We start from the raw sequence: 22452 nt of genomic DNA, 5'->3' as shown, positions 1-22452 counted from the left end.
TTGGCATATGCATCATAGATTCTATAACTAAAATTAGAATCTACACCTTATATGCTTGTTCTAAGAGAGGAATGATAGCACGCAAATCCTTTTGCTCGATAACGATATTTGCTGCTTGTTGTAATACTTCCTTAGCACAAAATGCCACACGCGTATCCGCATAGGCAAACATACTTATATCATTTGCTCCATCACCCACACAAAGCGTATCTTGCACACTCACGCCAAGCAAATGCTGTAACCTTGCCAACATAACGCCCTTAGAATCTCCAAACATCATCTCGCCACCAACTTCACCACTTAAAACACCAGCCTTTGTATGCAAGATATTACTAAACTCGCCATCAAGTCCCAAAATTCTTACAAAATGTCTTGTGGCAAAACTAAAACCGCCACTAAAACACACCACTTTATAACCATGGCTTTGCAAAAATTGTATAATCTCTTGTGCACCTAACATAAGTGGCAAATTCTCACAAATTTCTCGCGCCCTAGATTCAGCCAATCCAGCAAGCAAACGCACACGATTTTTAAGACTTTCATAAAAATCTAATTCTCCATTCATAGCTCTATGCGTGATAGCTGCAACTTGTGCTTCCACGCCACATTCTCTTGCCAAAAAATCTATCGTTTCACCATCCATCAAAGTTGAATCAAAATCAAAAACCGCTAATTTCATTATTTCCTCACTATTGTGCGTTTAATAAATGGCGAGAGATGTGTAAGCACTTCATAGCTAATCGTATTAAATGCCTTTGCTATGGGCATTACATTATCAAAAACACAGATTCTAGGTGCATCACTCACACACGAAAAACAATCCATGGAAGTGCGCGCCAAGATCCTCTTCCCACAGGCGGTATACAGATCTGTGTGTTCATTTACGCGAGGAAATCCATCACCATATCCAACATCATATGTACTTACTATACTCTCTTTTTGTAGCACACTTTTACCACCATAGCCTATTTTTGCACCTTTTGGCAACATTTTAGATGAGATTCTATCTGCCCATAAGGATGCTACAGGTTTAAGCGCACAAGCAACTTGGGGTGTGGCCTCTGATTGAAGATATCCATATGCGCCAATCCCCACACGCACTAAATCATCTGTGATAGTATTTGATCGCAAGGTGCCAGAAGAATTAAGCCCATGAAAGCGTGGTTTCTCTATGCCAAGCTTCTTACAAATGTGCAACACTGCGGTTTTAATATTTTCAAAATTTTCACACCCTATCTCAAAGTCATCATCTAAATCATCACCATACCCATTATGCGTGAATACGCCAAAAAGTTGTAAGCCATTTTGAGTGATTAATGTGATGTATTCCTCTAATGTGCTAGGATCGATTCCGTTACGATTCATTCCAGTATTGACTTTTAATTCAACCTTGCTTCCGTATGCCAACGAATGCAAGATCTCTTTATTATTGATTGCAATCGCCATATTAGGCGCTAACACCTCCTTTGGTTCACCATATAAAATCGTAATAGAGCCAAAAAACTCTCGCACGATCTGTGCCTCATCATATGTCTTCACAAAAACATCTTGCACACCAAATTCTCTAGCTAGGCTCGCAATCTCTCTCAACCCATGTCCATAGGCATTGTCTTTAAGAACCAGGGCTAATTTTGTGGATGTAGAATGCGTATGAAGATATTCTGAAATATATGTAAGATTATGAAAAAAAGCTTGAGAATCTAAAAGAATTTCTGACATGTAAGAAATCTATGCACAGAGCAGAGGAAATCCCCCGGCTCAAAGAATTATTTTGGCAAACTAGAAATATAAGTTGCAAGCTCTTCGATTTGATCATCTGTAAGATTAGCTGCATTTGGATTCATAAGGTTTGCTTTACCATGACGATTAAGTGTCTTAGCTCTGTAACCTTTCAAATCCTCGATGATTCTAGCTTTATCCAATCCAGCAATAGCATCATTGCCAAAGCTTGTTTTCTTACCATCAGCTCCATGGCAACTTACACATTTTTTGAAAATAGCTGGTGCTTCAGTCGCCAATGCCATACTTACACAACCTGCTGCAATAAGCAATACTAACTTTTTCATTTTCGTCTCCCTTTTTGATGAAATAACCTTAGAATTCTACCTAAATTAGGACTTATATAAGCCTTAAATTTGCTAAATTTTTACTCGAGCGCTCAAGGCTCGAGACAAAGAAAGCTGATCAATAGAATCTAAACCAATGCCTGTTGGCACACCCTGTGCGATTTTCGTGAATCTCAGATTAGTATTTTGCAATGCATCTTCGACAAAAAGCATAATCGCTTCATTTGCAAGTGTGGGCGAAAGCGCAAAAATTACCTCAACAATATTTTCAGATTCTATACGCCTAGCCAAGAGTGCAAAATCAATATCTTGCATGTGTGCCTTTGAATCTAGCACAAAATACCGACCCCTAAATTCCCCAATAGCTTCTATCGTAAAAATATCCTTTGGGTGCGCTACGATACACAATTCCCCATTTTCCCGTGCAGAATCCAAACAAATCTCACAGACTTCAGATTCGCTTAATCCTAGACATTTCTCACAAATACGCACATTGCGTGTGGCTTCTTCAAGCATATGAGCAACTTTTAATCCCAAAAATTTATCCTCTATGCTTAAAGTGAGTGCGATTTTTTGTGCGCTTTTTTTGCCAATAGCTGGGATTTGCTCTAATGCTTCCACAAGTGCAAAAAAAGACTGCAACCCCATTTTGTAGGTATTCATTTTCCCTCCCACATATTTTTTTTAGTTTTCTTTTGCTACAATTTTTAGTTTTATTCTCAAGGAGTATTATACCAATGGAAAGCCTAGATTACTATGAAGTGCTAGAAGTTACACGCACAAGTGATAAAGAAAGCATCAAAAAGTCCTACCGCAAACTCGCACTCAAATACCACCCTGATAGAAACCCCGATGACAAAGATGCAGAAGAGAGATTTAAGCTTATCAACGAAGCCTATGAAGTGCTTAGTGATGAAAACAAACGCGCAATCTATGATCGATACGGCAAAGAAGGCTTAAATGGTAGCGGTGGCGCACAAGGTTTTGGTGATATTTTCGAGGGCTTTGGAAGTATTTTTGAGAGCTTTTTTGGCGGGGGAAGCACACGGACAAAAAGAGGTGAGGATCTACACGCACTCCAAGAGCTCCGTCTAAGCTTCAAAGAGGCAGTGTTTGGTTGCACAAAAACAATCAAAAATATTTACAAAGTCTCGTGTCAAAAATGTAATGGCACAGGTGCAAAAGGTGGCAAACTCCAAACTTGTAGTGCGTGTAGAGGTGAGGGAAAAACCTACATACGACAGGGTTTTGTAACCTTTGCACAAACTTGTAGCGCATGCGGTGGCACAGGGGAGAAAAAGGTTGAGAATTGCCCAGCATGTAAGGGCAAAGGTTACGAAAACAAAGAAGAAAGCTTTGAAGTTACAATCCCAGAGGGCGTAGATAGTGGCAATAGAATCCGCTTACAAGGTAGAGGACATGCTGATAAAAATGGCAAAAGGGGTGATTTATTCTTGCAGATTCACGCTGATGATGATGAAAACTTTATCCGTGATGGCGAAAATATCTATATAGAAGTTCCAGTATTTTTTACTTCCGTGCTGTTAGGTCAAAGTATCAAAATCCCTTCCCTACGTGGCGAGCTAGAGCTAAACCTTCCAAGTAATGCCAAAGATGGTGCACAATTTGTATTTGAAAATCAAGGAGTAAAAATCCTCAATACCTCCGCATATGGAAAATTTGTAGCACAAATTACCATTATCTATCCCAAAAAACTTACTGCTGAGCAAAAAGAATTACTTCAAAAATTACATGAGAGCTTTGGAAATGAGAGCGCTCCACATCTTAACGCCCTAGATCAATGCTTTGCCAAAATCAAATCATGGTTTAAGAGTTAATGCGTAGCCTTGCTTGTGTTTTATGTATTCTCATTTGTAGTGGATGTAGCGATGTGAGCACATATTCTCTCATACCTTCTGCAAAAAATACCGATATCACGCAAGAAAAACGCTTGGAACGCAAAGTCCAAGCATCACGCAAGGCTGAGATTATAGAGGGCAAATATACGCCCTTTGTTGCTGTTGCAACATATCTAAATGATGTAGATCATATCAGCAACCCACGTGAAGTATTTCTCATAGAATTGTATGAAAAAAAGCCCGATCCCAAAATCCAAAGCAAACTCTCTTTTGCACTTCTTTCACATGATATTCACATGGAATCTCTTTTCGTAACGCGCCTAAATCCTCATCAATACACCGATATTTTGCGTCCCAAAAACCCATATAATACAATATTTGTCGTGGAATTTGATAGCATAAGTAAAAAACACAGAGAAACAATGAAACTCCAAGCAACAATCAAAGATGTAGGAAGCATGACTTTTGACTTTGGCTATCCTGTGTTAAAAAGCAAGCTTCACTAATGCGCTTAGATTCTCTCTTGCATACAATGGGATATTTTCAAAGTAGGCAAAAAGCAAAAGAGGCGATTTTAGCTCGCAAGGTTTGTTATAAAAATACATTACTTACCAAACCCTCAATGATAATCCAACCTAGCGATACGCCACTTGATCCCATATATTTAGAAATCAAAGCTCATCTAGTAAGCCGTGCGGGATACAAGCTCCAAGATTTTCTTACATATCTCTCCACATTGAATGCACCCTTGCAAATTGCTCATAGCACAATCCTAGACATAGGTTCTAGCACAGGAGGCTTTGTGCAAGTCCTCTTAGAATCTGGTGCCAAACATATCGTGTGCGTTGATGTCGGAAATGCACAACTCCACCCTACACTACGGCAAGATTCACGCATAAGTCTTTTTGAAAATTGTGATATTCGCGATTTTCACTCAACTATAAATTTTGATCTCATCACTTGTGATGTAAGCTTTATCTCGCTACGCCTTATTTTACCCTCAATATTGCGCTTTAGAGCTCCATATCTACTCTTGCTGTTTAAGCCACAATTTGAAGTAGGCAAAGATGCCAAACGCAACAAAAAAGGCGTGTTACAAGATGAAAATCTTATCAAACAAAATCTAGAACAATTTTGTGCCCTACTCTCTCAAACACATACTTGCATACTACACAAAAGTAATATCTTAGGAAAGGAAGGGAATGCTGAATACTTTATCCTCGCACAACTCAAATGAGATTACTTCTCTTGCCATTGGCAAGTTTGATGGTATGCATCTTGCACATTTTAAGCTTTTGGAGCATTTAGATTCTCAAGGTGCAATTTTATGTATCCACACGCAAGCTCCTCGTATGCTTACACCACACAAAGAATCTCACACTACCATACCTATATTTTATGTCGATCTTGCACGCATAAAAAACCTAAGTGACAAAGCATTTGTCGAATTTCTCACACGACACTTTAGAGCATTAAAGCGCATTGTGGTAGGTTATGACTTTAAGTTTGGCAAAGATAGAAAATTTAGTGCTTCTGATCTCTACACACTCTGTACGGATAAAGAAATTATCATCGTGCCAGAATACAAAATTCATGATCTTGGCGTGCATTCAAGCATTATCAAAGAATGTATCACCACAGGTAATATTCATATTGCCAATCTTTTGCTAGGGCGAATCTACACGATACATACTCACACAACCACAGGGCAAAATATTGGCTCACGCGAACTCTACCCAACAATCAATCTTGTATGCAATAACTACATATTACCCCAAGATGGTGTGTATGCAAGTATGTGTAAAATCGATGAGACATGGTATGAGAGTGTAAGTTTTGTGGGCAATCGCTTAAGCACAGATAGAGAATTTAGCATAGAAACACATATTTTAGGACGCTCTATCCCTACACTGCCACCACATCTCACACTAGGGTTTGTGCAAAAAATCCGAGAAAATAGGCATTTTGATACTTTACAATCCCTCAAAAACCAAATCACCAAAGATATTGACACCGCTACTCATATCCTACACACTATGAATGCAAAGACTCCATAAATAAGAAAGCTAGATTCTTAGAAGTTATATCACACTATATCACTTCACTAAATTTATAGCCACACTCCAAGAGGCTTTTTAGCACAGATTCTTTATGCTCCCTGCCCTTTATCTCTAATGCCATTGTGATAAGCACATCGCCATATTCCAAGCTCGTAGGTGTGCGATCATAATTTATTTGGACAATATTCGCCCCAACCTTTGTAAGAATATTTGTGAGATTCTGTAAGCTTCCTGGCTTATCTATAAGGACAACTTCTAGCTTCATTTTTCTATCAGATTTAAACAAACCACGCTCAATAATCATATTTAGCATTGTTACATCGATATTGCCCCCACTCAAAACTGCTCCGACTTTCAAAGAGGGGTTGAGATTTAGTTTATGATGCAAAAGCGCAGCAACACTTGCTGCACCAGCACCCTCTACTACGAGCTTTTGAGATTCTAGCAAAAATAAAATTGCACTCGCTATCTCTTCATCATCAACTTCCACCATATCATCAACACCCTCTAATACGCACTCAAACACGCCCTCATTCACATCACGCACAGCGATCCCATCAGCTATAGTTCGCACAGATTGAGAATTGAGAATCTGATGCGCATGAAAGCTCTTCATTAAGGCATTTGCTCCTTTGGCATTGACACCTACTACTTTTGTTTTTGGGCTTAATGCCTTATACGCACTTGCTATACCGCTAATAAGCCCACCACCACCTACTGGCACCACCACGATATCAAGATCTTGCTCTTCTATCATCTCAAGCGCGATACTACCCTGCCCTGCCATAACCTCTGCATCGGCAAATGGGTGAATAAATGTGAGATTACGATCTTTAGCAAGCTTAAGCGCATAAGCATAGGATTCATCGTAATTCTTGCCCACAAGCACTACTTCCGCACCCATTGCCTTAGTGCCATCAACTTTGAGTAGCGGCGTATTTTCTGGCATAACAATCACGGCCTTTGTCTTAAAATATTGTGCACTATATGCAACACCTTGGGCGTGATTACCTGCACTCGCACATATAACGCCCTGCGCCAAAAAATTCGTGCCATCATGCGCATCTTGTTCTTTTAGTGTAGCGATCTTGTTATAAGCGCCACGGATTTTAAATGCCCCTGTAAGCTGGAGATTTTCTTTTTTTAAAAACACCTGTGCGTTAGCCATCTTACTAATGCGTGGTGCAAAAGCAAGTGGTTGATGAGCTATCACACTCTGCAAACGCGATCTTGCGTCTTGTATATGAGAAATGTTAATAAGTTTCATACGTGCCCCATTAGATTCTATAAAGTTTGATTGCGGTTTTATTGTAACGCGTTTAGCTTGGCAAAAATCTTAAACATTAAGCTTTATTGCTATTTTTTTGTCCTATAATCCGCGACTTTAATTCATATCTGTATGGAGCGTTTATGGCACGAGATGTTTTGGGACTTTCTCTTTCGCAAAAAGTCATCGTAATCCTTGCGTTAAGTTCATTTTGTATGGGAGTTACGGAGTTTGTTATTGCTGGAGTATTGATTGATGTGCAGCAGTTTTTTAATATCGATGCGCATAAGGCTGGTTACCTCACAACTGCCTATGCATTAGGTGTCGTTATAGGCGCACCAATTATAACCATTCCTCTTAGTTCCTTTAACCGAAAAATGCAACTTTTGCTCAATCTTGGAATCTTTGGTATAGCAAATTTTGTGCTCTATGTCAGTGACAATTTTTCTTTGAATGTTGTAGCACGTTTTATCGCTGGGACACAACATGGTGTGTTTTTTGTTATCGCTACCCTCACTGCTTTGCAAGTCTCACCAAAAGGCAAGGAATCTCATAACCTCGCGCTTATGGTATCTGGTCTTACTATAGCACTTGTAAGCGGTGTGCCATTGGGGACATTTATCGGTGAGGCTTATGGATTTAAAGCAATTTTCTTGCTTATTTTTCTCTTTACAAGCCTAGCATTTCTTAGTGCATGCATTTTTATGCCAAATGACATTAAAGGGCAACAAATACGCCTTATCTATGTGTTAAAAGCTCTCAAGGTTCCTCAACTTCTTAAAGCATATCTAGTTACAATATGCACTTGTGGTGGGGCTTTTGTGCTGTATACATATCTTGGAGAACTTCTTGTAAAAACAATGGATTTTTCACAAAATGCTATGGGCGTTATTCTTTTAGCCTATGGTGCTTGTGCTATTTTTGGGAATCTTATTGGTGGCAAACTTGCCGATAGTCACGGCAGTATCACAGCCCTAAAGCTGATTATCGGTGCACAGATTCTTATCTATGCATGTGTGAGCGTGAGTTATCATTGGGATTGGCTTGTGATAGTGAATCTATGTTGTATGGGATTTGTCGCATTTGCAAGTATTCCTGCATTAAAAATGAATGCGATGAATGTCGCCAAAAAATACACTCCTGACTTTATGGATAGCTCCATAAGCGTAAATGAAGCTGCATTTAATGTGGGAATCGCAGTTGCTAACCAAATTGGTGGTCTTGTGGTTATCGCACCATTACTTGGTATCACCTACAATCCACTTTTTGCCGCGCTCTTTGCAATACCCGGGCTCATTGCAATTATCTACACGCGACACTAAGCATTTATTTTGCGACAAGCACCGGAATTGGCGAGGAATTAACAAAGCTATTTTGATGAGAACTAAAGATTCTATAAAGTAGCGAAGATTCACTCGCACCAATTACCAACAGATCATATTCATTCGCAATCTCAAGCATAATATCGATAGGATTACCTGTGCGTAGAATTTTTTGGCATGTCAGACCATTTTCCTTAAAAGCCTGCTCAAATTCATTGAGAATCTCATTAGATTTTTCATACTCAATATTTTCGATAGTTTCATAATTCACCACACCACTTTGGGCATACACTACAATATCTTGACTGACATGCAAAAGCGTGAGTTCAACATCTTTGCGATCACCAAAAAATTTTACAATCGTATCTATTGCTCTACGACATTCTTGCGTATCACTTACACCAAATAATACTTTTATCATATGCTCCTCCTTGTATTGATAAAACGACACTCCTCTTCAAAATCATTTTCAAAGAGCAAGCATCGTATAGATTCTTTAGCACTAATCTTAGCATAATGTTCATCCATAAGTGCTATAGCATTATTTTTCCACACATTAATAAGCGCACTTGATCCAAATTTACCACGATTAAAAACACGAAAAACACCATCACAAAATTCCCCCAAAAGCAGTGTTTGCACACCATTTATTAGTGTTACTTCACAATCTACACACCCAATATGTGCTTTCAGATAATATCTATAAGCTCCGGCGCAAAACTCTAAAAAACTCAAAATAATAGTATAAACATGCAAGAGTGAAGCCAAAGGGTTACCTGGCAACATAATAAAAATACTTTCGCCCAAGATCGCTATACTAAGATGCTTTCCAGGCTTTAGATTCACACCATCAAAGATAAATTCTGCGCCAAGTTCATGTAATGTGGCTTTTAGCAAATCTGCATCCCCGACACTCGCGCCCCCTGTGGTAATCACAATATCATATTCCCCAAGAGCACACAAAATTTCACGCAAACTCTGCCTATCATCTGGCAAAATTCCCTTATAACAAGTCTCATGATGATATTGCGCAAAAAGTGTCATAAGTGTTGTGGCATTTGTATTATAAATCTGATGATCTAGCGCAACTTCTCCGGGTTCTATGACTTCATCTCCGCTAGAAAAAAGTGCGATCTTAGGCTTTTTATACACCTTGATATGTGAAAATCCTTGAGAAGCAATCAAACCCAAATCCAATGCTCTAAGACGCTTTCCTTTTGGCAAAATTACCGAATTTAAGGCGATCTCTTCACCTGCAAAGCGAATATTTTGTGAATCTTTAATATCAGCAGGAAGCAAGATGGTATGCTCATTGCTGTGTGTAACCTGCTCAATAGGCACCACAGCTTGTGTGCCACGAGGAATGGGAGATCCTGTCATTACCTTATGACAAAAACCTTGAGCAAGCACAAAGCCGACATTACTCTCTCCAGCAAGTGTGCGTCCAGCAAATTTTACTTCTTTCCCTGCATCTTCTACACACACTGCATAGCCGTCCATAGCAGAATTATCAAAAGGTGGCAGTGGGCGTATAGCTACAATATCTTGCGCCAACACAAAGCCCTGTGCATTGCAAAGATCTTGGTTTATAATTGACAAAGATTCTCTTTTGAAAGCGCAACTTTGCCAAAGTTTCTCAAAAATCTCTCCAACACCTAGCACAACCCATCCTTGTATGCGAATCTATGATGTGTGAATCTACATTTCAAGCGCGTTGAGCACATTCTGGGCATACACCAATAAGCACCGCAGAAGTATCATAAAGCCTATATCCACTTTTTTGCGATCCCATTTCTTCTAGTGTAGTTGTATCCATCTTTAAGTCCTCAAACTTTCCACATTTCTCACAAGCTACATGGATATGTTTATCACAAGCAAGTTCATATTTTTGCTTATGATTTGGTGCTTTGATTTCTCGCAAAATATTTGCCTCACACAACACGCCGATATTTTTATAAATCGTAGCAAGAGAGATAGAAGGATAAGATTCTTTAATCCTTTCATACAATTCATCAACATCCATATGACCATTTTCTTCAATCTCATGCAACATTGCGATACGCTGGGGTGTAACTTTTAGATTCTTTGCTTTTAGATCTTTTGTAAATTCAACCATAAATCGACATATCCTTATTAGAAGAAATTCTTTGTGTTGTAACAAAATGCATCAAAAAAACAGAACCTTATACAAGAAAAAAGTTAATGCAAAATCATAACTTTTAGCCAAAACACAATGTTTTTTTTATACAATTCCAACTCCTAACATTTTTTAATACCTAAGGAGTTAGCGTGTTTGACACACTTACCCAATCATTCAAAAATATAACAAACAAAATCCGCTTTAACGATGATGAAAAAGCGCTAAAAGGTGCGCTAGAAGAGCTCAAAAAAATCCTACTTCGCAATGATGTGCATCATAAGGTTACCAAAGAGATTCTCACACAAGTTGAGCAAAACACAAAAGCAAAGGGTATCGGCAAACAAAATTTCACACATGCCTTGCAAGAAAGTTTGCAAAATATCCTAAAAACCTCTAGGCATTATGGCTTTATCTTTGCGCCTACTCCACCTACAATCGTGCTTATGATGGGATTACAAGGGAGCGGTAAAACTACCACCACCGCAAAACTAGGCGATTATCTTAAGGCTAGGGGTAAAAAGGTGCTTTTGGCTGCGTGTGATTTGCAAAGATTGGCTGCAGTAGAGCAACTCAAACAATTAGGAGTAAGCATAGAAATTGATGTATTTGCTCCCACTAATGATTCACAAACACCACTACAAGTCGCACAAGAAGCCAAACAAAAGGCTATAAGCGGACATTATGATGTTTTGCTTGTGGATACAGCTGGACGCCTTAGTATTGATGAAGAACTGATGAATGAACTTGTTACAATCAAAAAACATATCGCGCCTACGGAATGCTTTTATGTAGTAGATTCTCTTGTTGGACAAGATGGGGTTAAAAGTGCGGCGTATTTTGATGAAAAGATTGGTATTGATGGTGTGATTTTGACAAAATTTGATAGCGATTCTAAAGGTGGTATTGCTTTGAGTATAGCGTATCAAATCGGTGTGCCATTGCGTTTTATAGGAAATGGCGAAAAAGTGGCGGACTTGGATCTTTTCTTGCCAGATCGCATTATCTCACGACTTATGGGAGCAGGAGATATAGAATCTTTAGCCGAAAAAACTGCCACTATCATCACCCAAAAAGAAGCCAAAGACATTACCAAAAAACTTAAAAAAGGACAATTTGGGTTTGAAGATTTTCTTAGCCAAATAGAAAATATCAAAAAGCTTGGCTCTATGAGTTCGATTGTTTCGATGATTCCAGGACTTGGTAATATGGCAAGTGCATTAAAAAATGTGGACTTAGATAACTCTCAAGAGATTAAACATATCCGTGCAATGGTCAATTCCATGACGCCAAAAGAGCGTGCAAACCCTGATATCCTCAATGGTTCAAGACGCAAAAGAATAGCACAAGGGAGCGGTCTTGATGTTGCAAGTATCAATCGCATTATCAAACAATTTGATAATGCTGCCAAAATGGCAAAAAAAATGAGTCAAAAAGGCGGTATGCAAGAACTTATGAGCATACTAGGAAATGCACGATTTCCAAAGTAATATCAAAACAATTTAAGCAAACATAGCATATAATCCGCTTTTTTTGTAAATACACAAATTAAGATTCGCTATAGAAACACAAAGGAGAGCCAATGGCAACAGTAATTCGCTTAACCAAAATGGGACGCAAAAAGAAACCTTTTTATCGCATTGTAGTAACAGATTCTCGTAAAAAACGCGATGGTGGTTGGATAGAATCTCTTGGTTATTATAATCCTCTTGCACAACCTGCGGTTGTGAAATTTGACGCACAAAGACTAGAATACTGGAAGGGTGTGGGAGCAAAAATGAGTGACCGCGTGAGCAAACTCACAAGCAAATAACTACATATCTTTAGGCATATTGTAAGAATTTACAATGATAGAAAAGTTCGTAGAAACATATACCAAAAAGCTCGCCACAAGACCTGAATATATTGGTGTCTCAAGTCGAGATATCATAGAAGAAGATGGAAGTACAACACGAGAAATATGTGTTTTGGCTCATTCTGATGATCTTGGGCGACTCATTGGCAAAGAAGGTAGAATGATAGGCTCTCTTAAAACGCTTATTTCGGGAGCAAAAGCCAAAGATGGACAAAACTACAGAATCTTTATCCAAGCAATCAACTGATAATCTCATACAAATAGGCAAGATCGGACGCACCATCGGATTTGATGGGAGTTTGCGTCTTTTTGTGCAAACCGATTTCCCCACAAGCATAGCAAGGGACAAGCTATACTACACGTCCCACAGAATCTATTCTTCTGTCATTGTGCAATCCTATACGCCACTCCCTAACAAAGATTATGCAAAAATCCAGTTTTGCGACATCTTGACACAAGAAATGGCAAAAGCACTTACAAACCATATATTGTATGCCACTATAGCGCAAAGTCGGCAAGATTGCATCTTGAAAGATGATGAATTTTTTTGGTTTGATATTATCGGTTGTGACATTATAGAATCTCAAATCACATTAGGCAAAGTCCAGGAGATTGAGCGTATAGGTAACACAGACTATATGATCATAAACACTAATCCTCATCTTTTGGCAACGCAAAAACTCCCAAAAACCTTTCTTTTGCCTTATATCGATCGTTTCATTATCCAAACTGATATCGCACAAAAATGTATTTATACGCAAAATGCGCGCGAAATTTTGGAAAATAGCTAATGAAATTTAGTTTTTTTACACTCTTTCCACAGCTTATCTTACCCTATTTTGAAGATTCTATCCTAAAACGAGCATGCGAGCACAAACTTATAGATATTGAATGTATAAATTTTCGCGAATTTGCAACAAACATATACCAAGCAGTCGATAATCCACCTATAAGCGGTGGAGCGGGACAGGTGCTTATGTTTGAATCTCTAGCCTATGCATTATGGGAGGCACAAAATTCCCATATTATATTTCTTAGTCCTTGTGGTAAGCCGTTTAAACAAAATGATGCTGCACGCCTTGCCAAAAAATCCCATATTAGCTTTGTATGTGGTCGTTATGAGGGCTTTGATGAACGATTGATAGAATGTTGTGGTGATGAAGTATTTAGCATAGGTGATTATATCCTCACTGGTGGGGAGCTTGGAGCCTTGTGCCTTGCAGATAGTATTGCGCGACAGATTCCAAATGTGCTTGGTAATGCAGATTCACTCAAAGGTGAAAGCTTTGAATCTTATCTGCTTGAAGCCCCAAACTTTGCAAAAAACACATCAAACTTTGAAAAAAAAATCAAAAGTTTGCAAAAATTTGCAATCCCTTCAGAGTATTCAAAGGGAAACCATAATAAAATCGCAGGTCTAAAACATTCTTTGGCAAGTTGCAAAACGCAATATTTTCGACCCGATTTGTTTCGCACACATCTCGCGGTAGCAAAGAAATAATTTTTGACATCTAAGGATTAGGTATGAAAAATAGATATGTCGAGAGCTTCCAAAAAGCACAGATTGGCGACAAAAAAGTTCCGCAATTTAAGGCTGGAGATACTATAAGACTAGGCATTAAGATTCAAGAAGGTGATAAAAGCAGAATCCAAAATTTTGAGGGTGTATGTATCGCTATTAGGGGGAATGGTGTAGATCGAACCTTTACTGTGCGCAAAATGGGTGCCAACAATATAGGTGTAGAAAAAACATTCCCGCTTTATAGTGAAAGCCTAGATTCTATCCAAGTATTGCGTATCGGACGCGTAAGAAGAGCTAAACTTTATTACTTACGCACTCGCAGTGGTAAAGCAGCGCGCATTAAAGAACTTCGCAAACAAGATCGCACGAAATAGTACTCTTATTGAATCTGTTTGTATAAACAAGAGCACAGATAGATTCTAAAACTTCTGGTTCATTTTCTCATGACTTCGTGTAAAATATCTCTTATTTCATAAACATTGCAGATGAATCTAGTCTGCTTGCCCAACTTGCAAAAAAAATAATATAATCTCCGCTATTCTCAAAAGTAGGAGCAGAGATGAAAGAAATAACATACTTAATAACATTAATACTTGTATATTTTAGTGGCTGTTCGACAGCATATTACAAAACAGAAGGTGCATTTAATACAAAAATAGATAAAAAGCAGCCATTATAGTTGTCGTCCCGGATGATGCAAGCCTAGAAGAAATAAACTTTGGGAAAATCCTAGAACATTTAATGATACAGGATGGATATTCTATCGTAGATAACAATACAGAATCTAGAGAAAAATGTTTGTGGCATTTTCTACAAACTAGATGAACCAACCTATAAAATACGGGTAGCTATACAACATACAATACTAGCACTAGTCATACAAATACTAATATAAGTGGGTTTGTTGGGGAATACTATGTATCTGGTCGTGGAAATAGTACTACCACGACTACAACACCACAAACACATACTTATACATACTACAAAACCTACAAAAAAATCTATATAGATATTAGTTGCCTCAACAATCAAGGTAAAATAGACTATATATGGAATGGCTTTGCAAGTGCAGAAATTGATGATTATAGAGGCAATCAGGAAAACACTATTAAAAATCTTGTTGAACTTATACAAGAGAACAAGTTTCAGGGGAATGTGCGTATTGATATAGATCAAAGTTTAAAATGGGTGCTTAAAAATCAAAAGAGAAAAAATTATCTTACTATAAGTACCGATGTGGGTCTTGGATTTGCTGATGGAAGAATGGAATCTATATCACTTGCTCCTTATGGCTATTCCAATTTTCTCACACTTGATAGTCTCTCATTAGGTCTTGTTGTACCTATAACGATAAGAGCTGGATATACAAGAGAATTTAATAATAAAAGTTGGTCATTAGGCATAAATACTCTTTACATAATGGGAAATGTTGGTGGCATAGAATCTGAAACATCTTATAGCTATCCTGACAGATATTATTCATGCTATGATAATGGCTGTCCTACTACTATTAAAGATAATCGCATAGGTAGAAGCAGTAGTAACTAAAAACCTTAAAGACTGGGGTTTATTCGCTGGATTTGGTATTACAAAAAATATAAGTTCTGCAATCAATATCATAATTAAAGATAGCAATGGAATTTCACAAAATCTAACTAAAAAACTAGATTCACTCTACCCTATATGGAGAGTTGGAACATTTTATACTATTCCTGCTACAAACTTGAGTATTACCTGGGATATAAATGGAAATTGGTCACTTGATGACACTACATATATAGGCACATTTGCTACCAATCTCGGTTTGCTCTATAAAATTTAGTAATAAGAAACCACAAGAATTAAGCGAGATACTCTTTAGAATGCAGAATCTATTTTAGCAACTCTAATCCTTCAGTACAGAGATTTTGCCACATATCTACCCCAGCACCTTGGAGTTTTTGACAAGATTCAAAACTCTCTTTGGCGTGTGTAAGGTCACTAGCATTTTTATAATTTGATCCCTGTAAATACAAAGCCTGTGCGCGAGTGGATGGCGTAATATCTTTTTGCAAAAGCTCGCCTAAAATCGTATTAGAATCTTGCCACGCCCCAAGTCGCATATACGACTGCCCAAGGGCTAATTCCACGTATGGTGTCCCATTACTACTCTTATGGAGGTGTTGTAAACGTAAAATATCACGCGCATATAATTCAATAGAAGTTTCTTCTTTTTGAGTTTGGGCAGATTTTAGTAGCTCTAAATCTACATCAATCATACGCACATCATCGCCAATATGTTTATGCAAAAATGTATAAACCTCACGCGCTTCATCAAGATTACCTAGTGCCATGAGATTTTTAAACAGCACAAATCCAATGTTATAACGCCTACTCTCTCCTAATCCCTGCGCCAATGACAACGCGTCGCGACTAGCAAGTGTAGCTTGTTTTACCATACCCAATTTATCGAGATTTTTTGCCTCATAATAGAGAATATCTAGCTTTTTATGCATATCGCTTTGTGCTTGTGCCATACCTTCTATAAGTTTTTGGGCTTCTTTATTAAGCGACACATCATACAAACATGTAAATGCCACCAGATTCTGCTCATCACTAAACTTATCCTTTGGGTAATGTGCAAAATACTCCACGATTTTTGGGCAATCTTTAGATTCTATAGCTTTAAGGATTAATTCAAAATAGCTTTTTTGGGCTAATTCTTGATCTTGTGCGTCCAAAAGCTCATTATATCGCCCTTGTGAAAAGAGAATTTGAGATTTTAATTTTGTGGCTTTTTGGGCAATATCTGTATTTGGGTATTTTTGTATAAGATATTCATAACGCTCAATTTTTTTCGCATCGTCATCATCTACACCCACAAAAAAGAGCATCTTATCATCACGTTCTTTGACTTCTTGAGCATGTGCTTTATTAGGAAACTCTTGCATAAAAAGTTCATTTAACTCGTGTGCCTTTTCGTATTGGTTAGCATTTTGATAATACAATGCAGCTCTATTTAGCACCTCATCACGCGCAAACACCATATCATCATGAAGCTGTGCAAAAAGCAATTCACTCATTTTAGCCGCGCTCTCCCACATTTCATTCTCGGCAAGTAACGCAATAAAATTATATGTTTTTGTAATATTTTCTCCCAAAAATTGTGGATATGCTGATAAAAGCGTATCAATAAGTTTTTGTGCATCTTGTTTTTTGCCAGATTCTATATAAAATTCACTCCAATTTAGCGCAATCATACTCGCACTATCAAGATCCTTTGCCTCCTGATAGGCTTGCACAAAAAGTCGCATAGCAGTAGGAGAATCTGAAAGTCCATAATAATTTTTAGCAAGTTGCATTTTTGCTAGTGGCGCAAAACGCGAGTTAGGATATTCACTAATTAAGCGATCAAAAAAATACTTAGATTCTGATCCAAAATGAATATCATTATAAGCATTTCCTACATAATACAAAACCTCTGGGACATACATATCTGTCGGATAGCGTTTGACCCATTTAGTCCCCATATCGATAATAGCATCAGCATTTTCTTGTGGATCAAGTTCTTCAAGCACCTTAAGACGATAATACATTAAATCTTTGACAAAAATACTCTCGGGAAATATGCGCAATGTCTCATCAATCATTTTTATCGCATCAAAATATAAAGCATTTTTCATCAAATCTTGAATTGCAAGATAATAGGTAAAATCTTGACCTTCTTCAAACTCTAAGGGTGTGCGATTAATATCAAGTGCTTGGACAAAATTTTCTTCACCTTGAGCAATACGCACAGGGAAATTTAAACCATCTACAGGAGCATTGCTTGATGAGAGAAAAGGAATATGATCTTTATACCCTACAACTTGCCATTTTTTAGACTTTTTTGGACGTTCCTTGGGAATAGTTACTTCATCACGCAAATCTATATAAGTATTAAAAAGCTTAGCAGAAAAATTTGGCTCAATATAAAGGTAAAATTCTCCATCTATAACACGATTCCAAAACTTAAAAAAAATCGTGCTTGTAGGCGAAAAACTAGCCGTAGGAGTTTGTTTAACAACACATACAATTCTTGTAGTTTCACCATAGGTATTAGTAAGGGCTTGACACTCAAAAGGCTTATCGTGCTGAAGATTTAGGACAGAAAAATGCGCATTATTTTGCTTACCATAATTAATGCTCACCTCAAGTGCATTACTAATTCCTATAAAAATGAATGCACAACACACAAAAACCCGTAGCAATCTTACTCCTTATTTATATATATGCAATATAAGCAAGTTTTGCACCATTTTTTATGTGTCAAGATCGATAATCTGAATTTATCTCCACATATTTATGTCCCAAATCGCAGCCATAGCTCACATACGCACCTTGTGCAATTCCTAGATCACATACAATTCTAAATTCTGCAGATTCCATAGCCTTGTGCGCCTTAGCCTCTACCTCTGGAGTAAAAACAATATCGCCCTTATTATACACCAACACACCACCAATACTAATACTTAGCGATTCTTCACGCGCTTGTACTCCGCTAGCACCTATTGTTGAAGCGATACGTCCCCAATTTGGATCACCGCCAAAAATTGCTGTTTTCACAAGCAAAGAATTACTAAGAGCTTTAGCAGCACATCGCGCTTGTGCCTCATCACGGGCACCTTTTACTTCAAAGGCTACAACCCTACTTGCACCCTCGCCATCACGCACCATATCAAGAGCGAGTTTATGTGTGATCGTATCTAGTGCTATACCAAAGGCTTCCTCATCGTATGCCTCGCTTTTCCCACTAGAGAGTAAAAACACAGAATCATTGGTGCTCATATCCCCATCGACACTAATAGCATCAAAATTTTTCTTAGCATATTTTTGCAGAAGTTTTTGTGCGTGTTCTGCAGGAATGGGTGCATCTGTAGTGATAAAACAAAGCATTGTTGCCAAAGAAGGAGCAATCATACCTGCACCTTTTGCCATAGCACCAATCCTAAAACATTTGCCATTTTCTAACTCAACTTCCAAGGCAATTTCTTTACTAAAAGCATCTGTGGTACGGATTGCATCACTAGCACGCTTATGTGAATCTCTATTAGATTCAAAACTAAATTTTTCAAAAGCCTGTATAATTTGCTCTTTTGGCAAACGCACACCGATAACACCAGTGCTTGACATAATAGGATTTGTAACCCAACTAAATCGCTTCTTTAAAGCGTCCAAAATCTCACATACATCTTGCACACCCGCTTTGCCTGTCATCGCATTAGCATTTTTTGTCGTGATGAGAACAAAATTGCTTTGTTTTCCTTCTACATATTGTCTAAAATGCACAATAGGTGCAGCAGCAAATGTGTTACTTGTAAAAAGCGTATGCACACTAAAGTCCTCTTTTGCGCAAATAAACGCCATATCAAGCGCATTATCTTTTTTAAGTCCGGCTGCAACGCCATCAGCCATAAATCCATTTGATGCACACACACCACCATCTATAGGATACACATTATAATGTTTAGACATAATCCACCTCTCTAGGTTTTTGTTTTCTCATAATCAAACGCTTTGTCATTCTTATATCTTCAGAAGTCCCTATAAGAAGCATTTTGCACTCACTTGTTACAACTGCATCTCCTGTTGGCATTGTGATAAATTTACCATCTTTTTGTGTAATAGCTACAACCGACACATTTGTTACATCTCTAAAATGCGCGTCTTTAAGTTTTCGTAATACAAGCCAACTATATTTTGGCACGATGATTTCCTCCAAATCAAGCTTAGTATCACGCTTATATAAAAATTGCTCCAAAAGATTTTCCATATCTGGTCTAATCGCCATAGCCGAGATTCTCTGTGCGAGAAGTTTAGAAGCGGATACGACAAAATCGCAACCTAATTTTTTTAGCTTATCGATTTCTTCTTGTGTGCTAGCATTGGCAATAACATAATAAGGCTTGCGTCCTAATTCTTTTTCAAATAGCCTCACACTCGCGATTAATGCAATATTTTCTGTGATATTTGGTGAAAAAGTTACAATACCTTTTGCCGATGAAAGATGCGTCTTTAGCATCGCAACTTGCGTGTGCGGATCACCCATAATGTAATAAGGATATTTGTGTAAGTGCGCCTCTTGCTCAAAGTTTGGTGTATTATCAACCACCACAAAGGGAATTTGAGATTCTCGAAACTGCTTAGCAAGCTCGATAGTGTGTTTGTTGTGGTAACAAATCACATAATGATTGCGTAAGCGACTAATTTTGTAGATCATATTTTGCTCCTTGATAAGTGCAATAAGCGTGCTATTATTAAAAATACTAATAGTAAAGGCAACACTAAAGGTAACAATACCAGCACCACACACCATAAGTATAGTTGTAAAAATAATTGTAATTGTGCCAAAATCTCGCTCTTTGAGTGCGCCAAAACCCGTGTTGGTAAAGGTATATGTTGTTTGGAAGAAAGCCTGCATCAAATCATAATCTTCTAGGACAAGATATCCTATTGTGCCAAAAACAATAAAGAACTGAAGGAGTATAAGGGGGATTCTAAAAGGCTTAAGCTGCTGATAAAGTTCAGTACTTAAGCTAATATCGGGGCCTTGTTGGATCTTTGTGTGCGAATTTTTTTTTACCTTAGCCAAGGTGTAGAGAATCCTCTCTTAAGATTTTTTTCTCATTGTGCGTAGTGTCGAGGCAGCCACACGAACACGCATACTTGTGCCATCCTCTAGCTTAATTCTAACCCTACGCAAATTTGGTAAGGAACGCTTTTTTGTTTTGTTGTTTGCATGGCTTACATTATTGCCAACCATTGGACCTTTGCCTGTAAATATACATTTTCTTGACATTCTCACAACCTTTGGATGAATTTTAAGCCTGCAATTATACAAAAATATTACAAGGTTTTGCTTAAATAGTGCGATTTTGCTACCGCAAAAACCAAAACCCTAAGGAGCAAGGATACGCACGAATGGATATTGCAATACCTGTGCTTTAGGCAAGCAACCTATCGTGCCTCTTATGGCAGGACAAAAAGACACTTGACACTCTTTGTTTTTTGTAGATTCTGTATCCATGACGCCCATCAACCCTATAGGATACACACCTTGTGTTTTAATTTTTAAAATAGCTTTAAAACTCTCTGGTGCAAGAAGTTCTTGCATAGCATTTTGCTTAGCACCAAATGCCTCTGGCATTTCAGATTCTAAACATATATACGCAAATGCACCATTATTTTCTGGCAATTCCTCTAAAATGGCAGAATCTAGTGAATCTTGTATATCTATAGATGTAGATGTCTCATAAGGGTGCGAGAGATCTTGCATAAAAATTTCTATATTTCTCTCTTTTGCCACGCTTCCTAGAATCTGTGCAATAAACACGCTCTGCGTATGCAAATATAAATCACGCCCCAAAATAAGCGCACCACCACTTCGCACAAAATCCTGTATGTGTGCCACTTCCTCATCGCACAAACTACTTTCATTAACGATATAGCCAATATCTAACTCCGCAACAAATTCTGCCAAACTTTCACATTCTAATCCCAATAACGCACTCACGCCAGATTCTGTGCCAATTTCATAGCGATAGATATTGTGTGTATCCTCGAAAAAAAATGGGTGCAAGATAATCCCTTGAGTAACCTTAGAGCGCTCTAAGATCTCTTGTGCCAAAGGTGCAAAAAGTCCAAAACTTAACGCCCTCTTGTATGTAGCTCCCACGCCAAAATCTTTAAGAGGCTTAATAACCTTACCGCTATACGCACCCAATGTCTGTAAAAATGTGTGAATATTTGGGAGAGATTGTGTATCCATGCAACCACCTAAAAATTGTAATTAATCCATGAGATCACATAACTTCTACTAAACGCTTTACCAACTTCATAGCTCTCGCCATTTAATGCCCACACACTAGCTTCTAGGGGCGTAGAAATATAATAAGTCGCTATCAATCCTAATGCAAGATGAGAATCTATCTCCCAATCTATGTGCAGTTTGAGTGCGTGCTCTCTAGCGCTTGGTGCGGTAGTATATCGTCCATCAAGCCCAAAAACAAAATTTCCAGCTTTTGTTGCTCCTAATGCGACATTACTCAAAAACAGCGCACTAAACGCATCGGGCGCTAAAAAGGCATTGAGCGCAGGACCTGTGCTATACACACTATTATCAAGTGTATAGAATCCAAGTGGATTGCCTGGTTGTCCCATACGCGCATTGGCGTTGCCTATATTTTTATATACAGCGAGTGAGACATTATAATGGCGTAAAAAATCAAAATCTTGCCGTGCCACAAGCGACGCACTAAACCCCGATGAATCCCCATCGCCAAAGTTTGCAAAATAATGTCTGCCAAGACTATTTATTCCCTTGTTGTGTATAGGAAAAAGCGCGGT

The 22452-nt window shown here is 38.1% G+C and carries 26 protein-coding genes; 12 read left to right on the top strand and 14 right to left on the bottom strand.

Going from position 1 to position 22452, the window contains the following annotated elements; genetic code table 11:
* Nucleotides 1-40 precede the first annotated feature (40 nt).
* The 4 genes from serB to recR form a co-directional block, all read right to left on the bottom strand.
* Nucleotides 41-679 (bottom strand): phosphoserine phosphatase SerB, encoded by a 639-nt coding sequence (serB, locus tag C6H22_RS03585; protein WP_104693973.1) that lies wholly within the window; start codon nucleotides 677-679, stop codon nucleotides 41-43.
* A complete protein-coding gene (locus tag C6H22_RS03580) occupies nucleotides 679-1719 on the bottom strand; it encodes an alanine racemase (protein WP_104693972.1) in 1041 nt (346 codons plus the stop codon). The genes serB and C6H22_RS03580 overlap by 1 nt, the downstream gene beginning before the upstream one ends.
* 47 nt (nucleotides 1720-1766) lie before the next feature.
* Nucleotides 1767-2066, bottom strand: a complete 300-nt coding sequence (locus tag C6H22_RS03575; RefSeq protein ID WP_104693971.1) for a c-type cytochrome — start codon at nucleotides 2064-2066, stop codon at nucleotides 1767-1769.
* Nucleotides 2067-2138: 72 nt separating this feature from the next.
* Complete coding sequence (gene recR / locus C6H22_RS03570; RefSeq protein ID WP_104693970.1) at nucleotides 2139-2729, bottom strand: recombination mediator RecR; 591 nt, start codon at nucleotides 2727-2729, stop codon at nucleotides 2139-2141.
* A gap of 74 nt (nucleotides 2730-2803) precedes the next feature.
* On the opposite strand from recR, the gene dnaJ reads away from it, so the two are divergent.
* From dnaJ to C6H22_RS03550, 4 genes are read left to right on the top strand one after another with little or no spacing between them, the layout of a single operon-like run.
* Nucleotides 2804-3904, top strand: a complete 1101-nt coding sequence (gene dnaJ, locus C6H22_RS03565) for a molecular chaperone DnaJ (protein WP_104693969.1) — start codon at nucleotides 2804-2806, stop codon at nucleotides 3902-3904.
* A 53-nt stretch (nucleotides 3905-3957) separates the two neighbouring features.
* On the top strand, nucleotides 3958-4431 hold the full coding sequence (locus tag C6H22_RS03560; RefSeq protein ID WP_158654612.1) for a hypothetical protein: 474 nt from the start codon (nucleotides 3958-3960) through the stop codon (nucleotides 4429-4431).
* Complete coding sequence (gene tlyA, locus C6H22_RS03555) at nucleotides 4431-5162, top strand: 23S rRNA (cytidine-2'-O)-methyltransferase TlyA (protein WP_104693967.1); 732 nt, start codon at nucleotides 4431-4433, stop codon at nucleotides 5160-5162. The genes C6H22_RS03560 and tlyA overlap by 1 nt, the downstream gene beginning before the upstream one ends.
* Nucleotides 5128-5982, top strand: coding sequence for a bifunctional riboflavin kinase/FAD synthetase (locus C6H22_RS03550; RefSeq protein ID WP_104693966.1), 855 nt, complete (start codon nucleotides 5128-5130; stop codon nucleotides 5980-5982). The genes tlyA and C6H22_RS03550 overlap by 35 nt, the downstream gene beginning before the upstream one ends.
* A gap of 34 nt (nucleotides 5983-6016) precedes the next feature.
* Here C6H22_RS03550 and ilvA read toward each other — a convergent pair whose 3' ends face one another.
* Nucleotides 6017-7252 carry a threonine ammonia-lyase gene (ilvA, locus tag C6H22_RS03545; protein ID WP_104693965.1) on the bottom strand — a complete coding sequence of 412 codons (1236 nt, stop codon included), beginning with the start codon at nucleotides 7250-7252 and terminating at the stop codon, nucleotides 6017-6019.
* Between the two features lie 143 nt (nucleotides 7253-7395).
* Between ilvA and C6H22_RS03540 the strand changes: the two genes are divergently transcribed.
* Nucleotides 7396-8574 (top strand): MFS transporter, encoded by a 1179-nt coding sequence (locus C6H22_RS03540; protein WP_104693964.1) that lies wholly within the window; start codon nucleotides 7396-7398, stop codon nucleotides 8572-8574.
* A 4-nt stretch (nucleotides 8575-8578) separates the two neighbouring features.
* Here C6H22_RS03540 and C6H22_RS03535 read toward each other — a convergent pair whose 3' ends face one another.
* Genes C6H22_RS03535 through C6H22_RS03525 form a run of 3 tightly spaced genes read right to left on the bottom strand, consistent with a single transcriptional unit; the run spans nucleotide 8579 to nucleotide 10690 of the window.
* Nucleotides 8579-8995, bottom strand: coding sequence for a universal stress protein (locus tag C6H22_RS03535; RefSeq protein ID WP_104693963.1), 417 nt, complete (start codon nucleotides 8993-8995; stop codon nucleotides 8579-8581).
* A complete protein-coding gene (locus tag C6H22_RS03530; protein ID WP_104693962.1) occupies nucleotides 8992-10236 on the bottom strand; it encodes a molybdopterin molybdotransferase MoeA in 1245 nt (414 codons plus the stop codon). Before C6H22_RS03530 ends, C6H22_RS03535 begins: the two co-directional genes overlap by 4 nt.
* A 43-nt stretch (nucleotides 10237-10279) precedes the next feature.
* Complete coding sequence (locus C6H22_RS03525; protein WP_104693961.1) at nucleotides 10280-10690, bottom strand: Fur family transcriptional regulator; 411 nt, start codon at nucleotides 10688-10690, stop codon at nucleotides 10280-10282.
* Nucleotides 10691-10863: 173 nt separating this feature from the next.
* Between C6H22_RS03525 and ffh the strand changes: the two genes are divergently transcribed.
* From ffh to C6H22_RS03490, 7 genes are all read left to right on the top strand, one after another.
* Complete coding sequence (gene ffh / locus C6H22_RS03520; protein WP_104693960.1) at nucleotides 10864-12201, top strand: signal recognition particle protein; 1338 nt, start codon at nucleotides 10864-10866, stop codon at nucleotides 12199-12201.
* 92 nt (nucleotides 12202-12293) lie between these two features.
* Nucleotides 12294-12524 (top strand): 30S ribosomal protein S16, encoded by a 231-nt coding sequence (gene rpsP / locus C6H22_RS03515; RefSeq protein WP_095628315.1) that lies wholly within the window; start codon nucleotides 12294-12296, stop codon nucleotides 12522-12524.
* Between the two features lie 34 nt (nucleotides 12525-12558).
* Nucleotides 12559-12813, top strand: a complete 255-nt coding sequence (locus C6H22_RS03510) for a KH domain-containing protein (RefSeq protein ID WP_104693959.1) — start codon at nucleotides 12559-12561, stop codon at nucleotides 12811-12813.
* Nucleotides 12773-13357 (top strand): ribosome maturation factor RimM, encoded by a 585-nt coding sequence (rimM, locus tag C6H22_RS03505; RefSeq protein WP_104693958.1) that lies wholly within the window; start codon nucleotides 12773-12775, stop codon nucleotides 13355-13357. Before C6H22_RS03510 ends, rimM begins: the two co-directional genes overlap by 41 nt.
* Nucleotides 13357-14067, top strand: coding sequence for a tRNA (guanosine(37)-N1)-methyltransferase TrmD (gene trmD / locus C6H22_RS03500; protein WP_199769801.1), 711 nt, complete (start codon nucleotides 13357-13359; stop codon nucleotides 14065-14067). The genes rimM and trmD overlap by 1 nt, the downstream gene beginning before the upstream one ends.
* Nucleotides 14068-14090: 23 nt before the next feature.
* Nucleotides 14091-14462, top strand: coding sequence for a 50S ribosomal protein L19 (gene rplS / locus C6H22_RS03495; RefSeq protein WP_104693957.1), 372 nt, complete (start codon nucleotides 14091-14093; stop codon nucleotides 14460-14462).
* A 781-nt stretch (nucleotides 14463-15243) separates the two neighbouring features.
* Nucleotides 15244-15636: a hypothetical protein gene (locus C6H22_RS03490; protein WP_104693956.1), complete on the top strand. Its 393-nt coding sequence runs from the start codon at nucleotides 15244-15246 to the stop codon at nucleotides 15634-15636.
* A gap of 323 nt (nucleotides 15637-15959) precedes the next feature.
* Here the strand turns inward: C6H22_RS03490 and C6H22_RS03485 are convergent, their stop codons facing one another.
* The 6 genes from C6H22_RS03485 to C6H22_RS03460 form a co-directional block, all read right to left on the bottom strand.
* The gene (locus tag C6H22_RS03485; RefSeq protein WP_104693955.1) at nucleotides 15960-18317 is read right to left on the bottom strand and encodes a tetratricopeptide repeat protein; all 2358 of its coding nucleotides are present in this window, start codon (nucleotides 18315-18317) and stop codon (nucleotides 15960-15962) included.
* A 58-nt stretch (nucleotides 18318-18375) separates the two neighbouring features.
* Nucleotides 18376-19581 (bottom strand): bifunctional glutamate N-acetyltransferase/amino-acid acetyltransferase ArgJ, encoded by a 1206-nt coding sequence (gene argJ / locus C6H22_RS03480; protein WP_104693954.1) that lies wholly within the window; start codon nucleotides 19579-19581, stop codon nucleotides 18376-18378.
* Nucleotides 19574-20710: a potassium channel family protein gene (locus C6H22_RS03475; protein WP_199769804.1), complete on the bottom strand. Its 1137-nt coding sequence runs from the start codon at nucleotides 20708-20710 to the stop codon at nucleotides 19574-19576. The genes argJ and C6H22_RS03475 overlap by 8 nt, the downstream gene beginning before the upstream one ends.
* Before the next feature lie 6 nt (nucleotides 20711-20716).
* Nucleotides 20717-20905 carry a 50S ribosomal protein L28 gene (gene rpmB / locus C6H22_RS03470; RefSeq protein ID WP_104693952.1) on the bottom strand — a complete coding sequence of 63 codons (189 nt, stop codon included), beginning with the start codon at nucleotides 20903-20905 and terminating at the stop codon, nucleotides 20717-20719.
* A 99-nt stretch (nucleotides 20906-21004) separates the two neighbouring features.
* Nucleotides 21005-21874: a hypothetical protein gene (locus C6H22_RS03465; protein ID WP_104693951.1), complete on the bottom strand. Its 870-nt coding sequence runs from the start codon at nucleotides 21872-21874 to the stop codon at nucleotides 21005-21007.
* Between the two features lie 8 nt (nucleotides 21875-21882).
* Nucleotides 21883-22452, bottom strand: a 570-nt coding sequence (locus C6H22_RS03460; protein WP_199769800.1) for an outer membrane family protein, incomplete at its 5' end; no start/stop codon positions are given.

This window comes from Helicobacter equorum (assembly GCF_900198655.1).
Taxonomy (GTDB): domain Bacteria; phylum Campylobacterota; class Campylobacteria; order Campylobacterales; family Helicobacteraceae; genus Helicobacter_F; species Helicobacter_F equorum.
The sequence above is the reverse complement of the archived record's forward strand: the minus strand, read 5'-3'. Positions and strand labels throughout refer to the sequence as shown.

Bases quoted from the DNA above. Each gene is read 5' to 3' on its own strand.
- serB (WP_104693973.1), bottom strand. From the start codon at position 679: ATGAAATTAGCGGTTTTTGATTTTGATTCAACTTTGATGGATGGTGAA.
- C6H22_RS03580 (WP_104693972.1), bottom strand. From the start codon at position 1,719: ATGTCAGAAATTCTTTTAGATTCTCAAGCTTTTTTTCATAATCTTACA.
- C6H22_RS03575 (WP_104693971.1), bottom strand. From the start codon at position 2,066: ATGAAAAAGTTAGTATTGCTTATTGCAGCAGGTTGTGTAAGTATGGCA.
- recR (WP_104693970.1), bottom strand. From the start codon at position 2,729: ATGAATACCTACAAAATGGGGTTGCAGTCTTTTTTTGCACTTGTGGAA.
- dnaJ (WP_104693969.1), top strand. From the start codon at position 2,804: ATGGAAAGCCTAGATTACTATGAAGTGCTAGAAGTTACACGCACAAGT.
- tlyA (WP_104693967.1), top strand. From the start codon at position 4,431: ATGCGCTTAGATTCTCTCTTGCATACAATGGGATATTTTCAAAGTAGG.
- C6H22_RS03550 (WP_104693966.1), top strand. From the start codon at position 5,128: ATGCTGAATACTTTATCCTCGCACAACTCAAATGAGATTACTTCTCTT.
- ilvA (WP_104693965.1), bottom strand. From the start codon at position 7,252: ATGAAACTTATTAACATTTCTCATATACAAGACGCAAGATCGCGTTTG.
- C6H22_RS03540 (WP_104693964.1), top strand. From the start codon at position 7,396: ATGGCACGAGATGTTTTGGGACTTTCTCTTTCGCAAAAAGTCATCGTA.
- C6H22_RS03535 (WP_104693963.1), bottom strand. From the start codon at position 8,995: ATGATAAAAGTATTATTTGGTGTAAGTGATACGCAAGAATGTCGTAGA.
- C6H22_RS03525 (WP_104693961.1), bottom strand. From the start codon at position 10,690: ATGGTTGAATTTACAAAAGATCTAAAAGCAAAGAATCTAAAAGTTACA.
- rpsP (WP_095628315.1), top strand. From the start codon at position 12,294: ATGGCAACAGTAATTCGCTTAACCAAAATGGGACGCAAAAAGAAACCT.
- C6H22_RS03510 (WP_104693959.1), top strand. From the start codon at position 12,559: ATGATAGAAAAGTTCGTAGAAACATATACCAAAAAGCTCGCCACAAGA.
- rimM (WP_104693958.1), top strand. From the start codon at position 12,773: ATGGACAAAACTACAGAATCTTTATCCAAGCAATCAACTGATAATCTC.
- trmD (WP_199769801.1), top strand. From the start codon at position 13,357: ATGAAATTTAGTTTTTTTACACTCTTTCCACAGCTTATCTTACCCTAT.
- rplS (WP_104693957.1), top strand. From the start codon at position 14,091: ATGAAAAATAGATATGTCGAGAGCTTCCAAAAAGCACAGATTGGCGAC.
- argJ (WP_104693954.1), bottom strand. From the start codon at position 19,581: ATGTCTAAACATTATAATGTGTATCCTATAGATGGTGGTGTGTGTGCA.
- rpmB (WP_104693952.1), bottom strand. From the start codon at position 20,905: ATGTCAAGAAAATGTATATTTACAGGCAAAGGTCCAATGGTTGGCAAT.
- C6H22_RS03465 (WP_104693951.1), bottom strand. From the start codon at position 21,874: ATGGATACACAATCTCTCCCAAATATTCACACATTTTTACAGACATTG.